Source organism: Candidatus Woesearchaeota archaeon, from assembly GCA_003694805.1.
In the GTDB taxonomy this organism is placed as follows: Archaea; Nanobdellota; Nanobdellia; order Woesearchaeales; family J110; genus J110.
The window spans coordinates 1-8,242 of sequence record RFJU01000073.1 but is presented as its reverse complement, the minus strand read 5'-3'; the positions used below and the strand labels follow the sequence as shown (position 1 = coordinate 8,242).

The 8,242-nt window shown below is 53.3% G+C and carries 10 protein-coding genes and 1 tRNA gene; 2 read left to right on the top strand and 9 right to left on the bottom strand.

Annotated features, from left to right (window positions below; genetic code table 11):
• Positions 1-235: 235 nt before the first annotated feature.
• Together D6783_02830 and D6783_02825 are read right to left on the bottom strand one after the other, a co-directional pair.
• The gene (locus D6783_02830) at positions 236-1,210 is read right to left on the bottom strand and encodes a GTP-binding protein (protein ID RME53162.1); all 975 of its coding nucleotides are present in this window, start codon (positions 1,208-1,210) and stop codon (positions 236-238) included.
• Positions 1,211-1,348: 138 nt separating this feature from the next.
• Positions 1,349-1,534 carry a hypothetical protein gene (locus D6783_02825; protein RME53161.1) on the bottom strand — a complete coding sequence of 62 codons (186 nt, stop codon included), beginning with the start codon at positions 1,532-1,534 and terminating at the stop codon, positions 1,349-1,351.
• Here D6783_02825 and D6783_02820 point away from each other — a divergent pair.
• Positions 1,533-1,973, top strand: coding sequence for a 30S ribosomal protein S6e (locus tag D6783_02820; GenBank protein RME53160.1), 441 nt, complete (start codon positions 1,533-1,535; stop codon positions 1,971-1,973). The genes D6783_02825 and D6783_02820 overlap by 2 nt on opposite strands.
• A gap of 62 nt (positions 1,974-2,035) precedes the next feature.
• On the opposite strand, the gene D6783_02815 is transcribed toward D6783_02820, so the two are convergent.
• A complete protein-coding gene (locus D6783_02815) occupies positions 2,036-2,743 on the bottom strand; it encodes a DEAD/DEAH box helicase (protein RME53159.1) in 708 nt (235 codons plus the stop codon).
• A gap of 48 nt (positions 2,744-2,791) precedes the next feature.
• Positions 2,792-4,501, bottom strand: a complete 1,710-nt coding sequence (gene argS, locus D6783_02810; GenBank protein RME53158.1) for an arginine--tRNA ligase — start codon at positions 4,499-4,501, stop codon at positions 2,792-2,794.
• Between the two features lie 164 nt (positions 4,502-4,665).
• On the opposite strand from argS, the gene D6783_02805 reads away from it, so the two are divergent.
• Positions 4,666-4,740 (top strand) — tRNA-Arg (locus tag D6783_02805).
• A 24-nt stretch (positions 4,741-4,764) separates the two neighbouring features.
• Here the strand turns inward: D6783_02805 and albA are convergent.
• The 5 genes from albA to D6783_02780 all read right to left on the bottom strand — a co-directional run.
• Positions 4,765-5,046 carry a DNA-binding protein Alba gene (albA, locus tag D6783_02800; GenBank protein RME53157.1) on the bottom strand — a complete coding sequence of 94 codons (282 nt, stop codon included), beginning with the start codon at positions 5,044-5,046 and terminating at the stop codon, positions 4,765-4,767.
• Between the two features lie 116 nt (positions 5,047-5,162).
• Positions 5,163-5,351: a 30S ribosomal protein S17e gene (locus tag D6783_02795; protein RME53156.1), complete on the bottom strand. Its 189-nt coding sequence runs from the start codon at positions 5,349-5,351 to the stop codon at positions 5,163-5,165.
• Positions 5,352-5,704: 353 nt separating this feature from the next.
• Complete coding sequence (locus D6783_02790; protein ID RME53155.1) at positions 5,705-7,030, bottom strand: phosphopyruvate hydratase; 1,326 nt, start codon at positions 7,028-7,030, stop codon at positions 5,705-5,707.
• A 187-nt stretch (positions 7,031-7,217) separates the two neighbouring features.
• Positions 7,218-7,679, bottom strand: coding sequence for a hypothetical protein (locus D6783_02785; protein RME53154.1), 462 nt, complete (start codon positions 7,677-7,679; stop codon positions 7,218-7,220).
• A 124-nt stretch (positions 7,680-7,803) separates the two neighbouring features.
• Positions 7,804-8,242: hypothetical protein (locus tag D6783_02780; protein ID RME53153.1), on the bottom strand; the 439-nt coding region annotated here is incomplete at its 5' end.

Here is an 8,242-nt window from a genome sequence, read left to right as displayed (position 1 = left end):
GTTACCACTACATAATTAATAATATGATTTTGGGTGGGGGCTTCCTAAACTATTGTCTGCTAACGCAGAATTATTTTGAAAAGCTCGCCAACAAAAACTCAAAAATTTTCTTTCGGAACGTTGCACTAAATTTTTGTCCTTCGGAGAAACTAACAGCGATTAAGAGGAAAAATCCCTCAGGAATTTTCCCAAATTTCCTACGTTCCACTTCGGAAACTTCGTTAAATCACATATGTTACGCTTCCTTGAGTGCTGTAACGACGAGTTGGAGAAGTTCTTGCGGCCGAGTCGCTCGTGGCAGAGCAGCCCTTGTCAGTTCGTCAAGCGCCATTCTTGCCGCGTCTTCCCCTACAAGGTCTGCTTTGCTTGCATAGAGGATGATCGGCTTATCTAATCGCTTGAGCTGGGTAAAAAGTTTTTTCTGCCTTCCTTTGTCGACCTGGCCTGAAGGGTCGACTACGAAAACGATGAGGTCCGCAAGGTATTTGAGGGCGAGGTGGGCTTGACGCTCAACACGGTTCATCTTCTCGGGGCGCGCTAACGTTCCTGGCGTGTCAATGAATTGGAGCTTCAAGGGGCCTTTCCTGGCGTAGCCGAGGTTGAGCTGGGTCGTCGTGAACGCGTACCCCGCTATTTTTGGCTTGGCTGTCGTGAGTTTTGCGAGGAGGGTGCTCTTCCCAGCGTTGGGAAGCCCGGCAATGCACACCGTCGGGATGCTCGTCTTTACGGCGGGGAAGGTTTTGAGTTCCTTGCGGACTGCTTCAAGAAAGCGCAGCGCGTTTTTTGCTTGCTTGAGGAGGGATGCTGATCTTCCGTAAAACGCGGCCCGGTGGGCGTGCACGTCGCGGACCGTGCGTGCAGTCTTGATTTTGCGCGCGTACTCGCGGCCGAAGCGTTGGGCTTGCGAAGCAACCCACTCCAGTGTTGCAAGGGCTTTTTTTGCATCGTTGAGTGAGAAGGACGTCTTGCACAGTTCTTGGTAGAACTCAGGAAGATCGTCAAAACTGGGAAACGACCGTACGAGTCTGCGAAGTGTCGAGGCAATTGTTGCCTGCACCGTGGTCAACTTCGTGAGAGCAAGGATTCTTGCTTTTTGAAGCTTGTCTCCTTTAAGCGTGCCGAGGTTTGCAGCGCGCTCCCTTGCTTTTCGCAGAGCGAGGTCTAAGTAGAACGAGGGGGATTCGACTTTTTCGAGATCGTGAAGATTCATAGGACGTTGGTATGGTTGCTTGGTTGGGGAGGGTGGCCGACGAGGAAGGCGTTCTCTGAGAAGGACGCCAAGGGGTTTTTTAATGTTTATGCCTTTTTAAGCCGGTGCGGCGCCGCGTTTCTTGCTCGTGGCCGTTCCCTAGCATCCTTGCAAGAACACAGCGCTTCTGCAATCGCCACGGTTCGCCCTCCCCTGTGTTCCTTCAAAACAAAACACCAAACCTTTAAAAATAAGGAGGTGTTGCCCACGCATTCTCAGGCAATGCTGAGCCACTCGTTTGAGGAGGAGGACAGGATCCTTCTTGGGCTCGGGGAGGTTGAACATGGTGCAGTACAAAGTATGTGTGGGCGACCCAGCGTCAAAGAAGACCTTGAAGGTTGAGCTTTCTGAAGAGCAGTCCGCGGCGCTTCGCGGAAAGAAGATTGGTGACGTCGTCAAAGGCGATGTTTTGGGGCTTGAGGGGTACGAGCTCGAAATCACGGGCGGGTCTGATAACTGCGGCTTTCCCATGCGCAAGGACGTGGAAGGAACAGGGCGAAAGCGCATCCTCGCAGTAAAAGGCATCGGGCTAAAGAAAAATCCCGTCAAGGGTAGGAGGATTCGCAAAACCGTCGCGGGGAACACGATTTCTCTCAGGACCGTTCAGGTCAATATGAAGGTGAAAAAGCCCGGGAAAAAACCCTTATTCGAAGAAGACAAGGGGAAGGAGGCAGAGAACGCTAAACCCGAGGGGGAAGGCGCGGCGTCGCAGGAAAAGCAATAAGCCCTGCACCCGTTCAGCCGTGTACACGAAGCGAAGGCGTGCTTCGCCAATCCCCTGAATCTTTAAAGAAACGTTATTTCCCCGTCGAGATAGACGCCTTGGTAGAGCTTGGTTGGCCGCCACGAGTCACGAACCAGCGTTGCGCCCAGCCATTCGGCGAGTTCTTCAGGGTTGCCAATCGTTGCTGAGAGCGCTACGAGGTGGAGGTGGGGGAGCAGGGTTTGAAGGAGGGTGATGACGACTTCCAGTGTCGGGCCCCGCGACGCGTCGTTGAGGAGGTGGACTTCATCGATGATGACGCACTTGACCCGTGAAAGCCAAGGCGTTTTGTGCCGGAGGAGCGAGTCAAGTTTTTCTGAAGTCGTTACGATGACGTCGTACCGGGCAAGGTAGGCGTCGTCACTGTCCACGTCGCCCGTCGTCATTGCGGTCTTCAAGGAGGGGTAGTGTTTCTTGAAGGACTTGAACTTTTCAGAAGCGAGGGCGCGGAGGGGAGCCACGTACACCGCCTTTCCTTTGTCGTGGAGAACGGCATTGAGGATGGCCAGCTCTGCTACAAGGGTTTTGCCTGACGCGGTGGGCGTGCACACGAGAAGGTTTTCGTCGTCAAAGAGTCCTGCCTCGATGGATTTCCACTGGGTTGGCATGAGTTCTTGAAAGCCGCGCCGGCGGAGGAGCTCGGCTACTCGGGCAGGTATTTTTTGGTAGTACTGCGTTAGGGGGCGTTTGGTGCTCGCCGGTCTTGCCTCGTTGGTGGTTCTTCTCGCCATTGCGCTTCGTTACTGAAGGAAATTTTTTTTCCTTCCTTTTTTTTCTTGTTACATTTCTTCTGGCGCTTCTATTCCGATGAGGGCGAGTCCTGCTTGGAGGACGATTTTGCACGCGTGGAGGAGGGCAAGGCGGGAGGTTTTGACGGCGGCTTCTGCTTGGAGAACGGGGCATTCGTGGTAGAACGCGGTGATGTCTTGGGAGAGTTCAAAGAGGTAGCGCGTGAGGAGCTCGGGGCGGTACGCCTCGGCGGCGTCTTCAACAACGCAAGGGTACATTGCGAGTTTTTTGAGGACTGCTTGTTCAACGGGGGTGCGCAGTGCGGGTTTTTCGGGAGGGGAAGGGGGTTGCGCCCCGCTTTTGCGAAAGATGGATGCGATGCGTGCGTGGGTGTATTGCACGTACGGGCCTGTTTCCCCTTCGAAAGAGATGGCCGCGTTCTTGTCAAAGAGGATGTCTTTGTGGCGGTCGTACTTGAGCATGAAGAAGTTGATAGCGCCGGTTGCGAGGATGTTGGCGCGTCGTAGTATTTCGTTCTTGTCGAGGTCGTGGCGTTTAGTAATTTCTTGTTTTGCGAGGGCTTGCATTTCTTCGAAGAGGTCGTCGAGGTCAATGACTGTTCCTTCGCGAGACTTCATCTTCCCTTCTGGGAGGTTGACCATGCCGTAGCTGAGGTGGTAGAGACCGTCGGGTTTGGGGTAGTTGAGTTTTTTGAGGATGGCAAAGAGTTGCTTGAAGTGGAGGTCTTGTTCTGAGGCGACAACGTAAACCATTTTGTCCATGTGAAAGTCTTCGTAGCGCTGGAAGGCGAGGTAGATGTCTTGTGTCATGTATACGCTCGTTCCGTCGGCTCGCAGGACGTACTTGTCGGGAAGTCCTTCATCGTCCAGCTTGGCGACGACTGCGCCGTTCTCGTCTTTGACGAAAACGCCCGTGGCGAGCCCTTTCTCGATGATTGCTTTTCCTTTGGCGTAGATGTCGCTTTCGAAATATTCTTTGTCAAAGGTGACGCCGAGCTTTTGGTAGGTTTCTTGAAAGCCTTGCAATGCCCATCCGCGCAGCTTCTTCCAGAGGGCTCTAACTTGTGCATCCCCTGCTTCCCATTTGCGAAGGAGGGCTTTTGCCTCTTCTTCGAGTTGCGGATTGTCTTTTGCTTTTTGTGCGTAGAGGACGTAGAAGTCGCCAACGAAGTGGTCTGGTTTTTTATCGGGCTCTTTTCCCCTTCCCCACTTTTGGTAGGCGAGCATTGACTTGCAGATGTGAATGCCCCTGTCGTTGTTGATATTGACGCGTTTGACGATGTTGCCTTGGTGTTCGAGGAGGTTTGCCGTGCTCGTGCCGAGGAGGATGTTGCGCAGGTGGCCGACGTGGAGGGGTTTGTTCGTGTTCGGGCCGGGGAACTCGATCGCGATTGTGGGTGGCTTCTTCTTGGTTTTCCTTCCGTACGCCCTGCCTTGTTCGTAAATGGCGCTGAGTGTTTTCTTGGCGAGGAGGTCTTTGTTGACGGAGAAGTTCACGTAGGGGCCATGTGCCGCGACGCGTTCAATAGCGGGTGGCGTTGCTGCGTGAAGCTTGCTTGCCAGTCTTGCGGCGATGCTGGCGGGGGGTGTTCGCTCCTGCTTTGCGAGGGTGAAGCAAGGAAAGGCGAGGTCGCCGAGGTCCTGGCGCGGCGGGGTTTCGAGAAGGGGGCGGATGTCTTCTTCCTTCGCGTTGAGGTGTTCTGCGAGGGCGTTCGCGACTGCTGTTTTGAACCAGTCCATTGATTTATGGGTGCTTGTGAGCGTTTATAAGTCTTTAGTCTTGAGAACGGCAAGGGCGTGCAAAAAAAAGCAGGGGGGAAGTGTTTTTGCGCCTTTGTCGCCGTTTGCCCCTCCGGGAAAACCTTTTTAAAGATTTTGAGGTGTCTTGTTTCGTTGACGTTTGCGGCCCCGTGGCGCAGCCTGGATAGCGCGGCTGGCTTCGGACCAGCAGGTCGGGGGTTCGAATCCCTCCGGGGTCATTCCTTCCTTGTTTTTTTTCCGGGTTATTTTTTCTTCAGAACGATTTCGATGGTGGAAACCCGGATGTCTTTGCCTTCTTTGTTCTTGAATTCTTCAGAGCCGATGGTGATGGTCTTGACCTCTATTTGGTCTTGGAGAAAACGGTTCTTTGCAACTTCAGCAACGTCGACGGCTCGCGAGATGAATTTGCCGCGTGCTTGGATGATGACTTCTTTCGCTTCCTTGGTGGTGAACTGCATGACAACAGAAGTGACGTAGTTCATGAACGGCTTGTCGCCAATGAAGATTGCGTTGTCTTCCCCCATAGTTTCACTGTCCCCCCTTTTTCTTCAGCGTGGCCCCCTGGTGCGGGTCTCGGCGTCGCCACAGTGATTTCTTCGTCTTGTCGTCTTCGCCGCGCCGAGTAGGCGCTGTTGGTTGTTTACGACTTGTTCTTGACGAGCTTGGTCAGGTAGCCAGCTATCGTGTTACGCAGTTTTTTCGAGCGGATCTCTGCCACTTCGCTCACGCGAAGTTTGTTTTCCTCAAAGTTCGTGGTGAAGTGCGAGGGGTGTGCTTCTAAGATCTCTGCTGTCTTCGTCTTGACCAGTGTTGTTTTGACTCGTCCCATTTGCGTATTGCTTGTTTCGTCGTTACGTGTTTTTCCTTTGGTTTACGTGGCGAATCTGTCTTTCTTGTTTCTTCTGCGCGCCGCCTGCCAAAATGGTTTTGTTGGCGTCCCTCACCGACCTTTTGAAGGGGTTTTTCGGCGTCCTTCAAAAAAAAGTGATGGGTGTGCGGTATTTAAATCTTCTGATTGGTATTTAAAAATTAGTTAAAAATGAGTTTAAAACCTGGTGGGTTGCAGAAAAAACGAAGCGCGGGCTGTGCAGGCGGGCGTGCTTGCCGGGACGGGTGTTAGGCGTTGCGTACTTGCGTGTTGGCAAGGGAGGTGCTTTTGGAAGCGAACGTTTTCGACGATGCTCAGCGCCTGTTCTTTTTCGGAGTTGGAGGGCGTCGGGATGGGTGTTTGAGGAGGCCTTGCGCGTACCTCGCTCGTCTGCCAAGGTCTTCTTCGATACGGAGGAGTTGGTTGTACTTTGCGGTGCGCTCGCCCCTGCAGGGCGCTCCGAGCTTGATTTGGCCGCAACCGAGGCCGACGGCGAGGTCTGCGATGAACGGGTCTTCCGTCTCGCCGCTGCGGTGGCTGACCATGACGTTCCATCCGTGTTCCCTGGCGAGCTTGGCCGCGCTGAGTGCTTCGGTGAGCGTCCCGATTTGGTTCACCTTGAGGAGGAGGGCGTTGCAGAGGCCTTCCTTGGCCGCCCAGGCGATCCTGTCGGGGTTGGTGACGGTGAGGTCGTCCCCGACGACTTGTAAAGGGAGGTCGTGCTTGGCGAGGAGGGTTGTGAATGCTTTGAAGTTTTTCAGGTCATCCTGGTCGAACGGGTCCTCGAGGGAGATGAGAGGGTATTTGGTGGCGAGGCGTTCGTAGTACGCAGCCAGTTCTGTGCCGGTGAAGTAGGCGTCCTTGGTGAGGCGGTAGGAGTGGTTGTGGTAGAATTCTGACGCTGCTGCGTCAATGGCAAAGCAGACTTTCTTTTCGTACTTGGTTTGGGCTAAGACGCTGGAGAGGATGTCCAGCGCTTCTTCTGCGGATGTTATGGGCGGGGCGAAGCCTCCTTCGTCGCCCACGTTCGTCGCGGACTGGCCGTACCTTCTGTGCAGGGCTCGCTTGAGCAAGTGGTAGAGTTCTGCAATGATTTGGACGGCTTCGCTGAACGTCTTGGCCCCTACGGGTGCAATCATGAATTCTTGTATGGCCAGGTCGTTCCCGGCGTGCCTGCCGCCGTTGATGACGTTTGCGAAAGGGATGGGAAGGAGGGGTTTTTGTCCTGTGAGCGTCATGATGTAGGCGTAGAGTGGAAGGTCCTTGCTCGCCGCTGCGGCCCTGCTCGCGGCAAGGCTGACAGCGAGAATCGCGTTGGCGCCGAGCTTTCTTTTGTCCTTCGTGCCGTCGAGGCGGAGCATTGTCGTGTCGATGAGTTCTTGGTTGGTCACGTCTTTTCCTCGAAGCCTTCTCGCTATTGCTTTGTTGATGTTCTCAACGGCTTTGAGGACGCCCTTCCCTCCGAAGGCCGATCGTCGGTCGCGAAGCTCGCAGGCCTCGTGCACGCCGGTGCTCGCGCCGGAAGGAACTATTGCTGTTCCGACGTGACCTTTTTTCGTGATGACGTTGCACTCAACCGTAGGATTCCCACGCGAGTCAAGAACTTGCCTTGCACGAATGGTTGCTACTGTGTCTGGCATGTTTTACCGCCTCCTCTTTTTTTCTTTCTTTCATACCTTTTTATTGTTTTGCTTTTTTTCGCCTTGGGTTTTTTTCGAAGTTGGCGTTTGGAGAAGTTCCCCATCACCTCTACAGTTTGCTTTCTTTATTTGCAATGCTTTTTTTGTACAAACACTTGCACGCAATGGCAAGAAGTGTTGTCCTTTTTTATTCTCTGCGGAGCTTGAGCTCTCCTTTTGTTTGCCGTGAGGTTTGCTTCCCTTCTTGCCTGTAGGTGACATAGATATTTGCAACTAAACTGGCTTCGGGCGGTGGGGGTGTGGAGAAGGTGCAGATTTCGTAAAGAGGTGATTTCCCCCCGGAAGGTATGCTTCCAAACGCTCTTTGTTGGTTGCACTGCACGGTGCTCGCGCCTGTTGTGTTAAGGGTGAGGTTGAGCTCGCTTAGACCGAAGGGAAATGCGTTTTGGATGGAGAGGTAGAGGCCTGAACTGTTAAACATGTGCTCCCCTTCTACCAGTCCCGGGTCGAAGATGATGACGGAGTTGGCTGAGACTTTGTTCAAGTCAAAGAGGCCGAAGTAGTTGAGAAACGCGACGGCAGCGAGGAGTAAGAGGATGGCCCAGCCATACATCATTAAGAACTCCATCACTGCTTGGGCTCGCTTCATTCCCCCTACCTCAAAAAAGGTGAAAAAAAATTATTGGTTCGCGAAAACTGATTCACTTAAAAAATAAAAGAGACAAAAAAGAAGAAAAAAAGTTCTTTTTTGCACGTTCTACAGGCGCCCCTGTTTACTGCACCTTTGCGTTCAAGGTCCCAGTTGCTTTATGCGGCAAGGACCCTGAAGACTTCACATAGGTGATTTCTATGTTTCCCTTGGCCCTGTTGCCTGGATTTAATCCTGTTGCCCCAGTATTACAGAGCGTGACGGTTGCGGATTGTCCGTTGTCAAGCGGACCAACAGAGTTATCAGGGTCGCTGCAGACGACGTCCGAGCCTGCGGAGGTATTAAAGGTCACATTTACCGCTGATGCTGCTTCGCCGAGGTTGTTAACGAGAGTAAGCGTCACTCCAGAACTCGTAACTTGGTAGTCGAGGCAGCTAAACCCTCCTGAAACAGTACAACTCTCCGGGAGGAATCTTCCCGGGCTGAGAATGCCGAAGTATGCTAATGCGCCGATCGCTGCAAGGACGACGAGGATGGCCCAGCCATACGTCATCAAGAATTCC

What these genes read in the sequence shown, in the direction of transcription:
- D6783_02830 (RME53162.1), bottom strand. Translation starts at nt 1,210, where the DNA reads ATGAATCTTCACGATCTCGAAAAAGTCGAATCCCCCTCGTTCTACTTA.
- D6783_02820 (RME53160.1), top strand. Translation starts at nt 1,533, where the DNA reads ATGGTGCAGTACAAAGTATGTGTGGGCGACCCAGCGTCAAAGAAGACC.
- D6783_02825 (RME53161.1), bottom strand. Translation starts at nt 1,534, where the DNA reads ATGTTCAACCTCCCCGAGCCCAAGAAGGATCCTGTCCTCCTCCTCAAA.
- D6783_02815 (RME53159.1), bottom strand. Translation starts at nt 2,743, where the DNA reads ATGGCGAGAAGAACCACCAACGAGGCAAGACCGGCGAGCACCAAACGC.
- argS (RME53158.1), bottom strand. Translation starts at nt 4,501, where the DNA reads ATGGACTGGTTCAAAACAGCAGTCGCGAACGCCCTCGCAGAACACCTC.
- albA (RME53157.1), bottom strand. Translation starts at nt 5,046, where the DNA reads ATGGGGGAAGACAACGCAATCTTCATTGGCGACAAGCCGTTCATGAAC.
- D6783_02795 (RME53156.1), bottom strand. Translation starts at nt 5,351, where the DNA reads ATGGGACGAGTCAAAACAACACTGGTCAAGACGAAGACAGCAGAGATC.
- D6783_02790 (RME53155.1), bottom strand. Translation starts at nt 7,030, where the DNA reads ATGCCAGACACAGTAGCAACCATTCGTGCAAGGCAAGTTCTTGACTCG.
- D6783_02785 (RME53154.1), bottom strand. Translation starts at nt 7,679, where the DNA reads ATGAAGCGAGCCCAAGCAGTGATGGAGTTCTTAATGATGTATGGCTGG.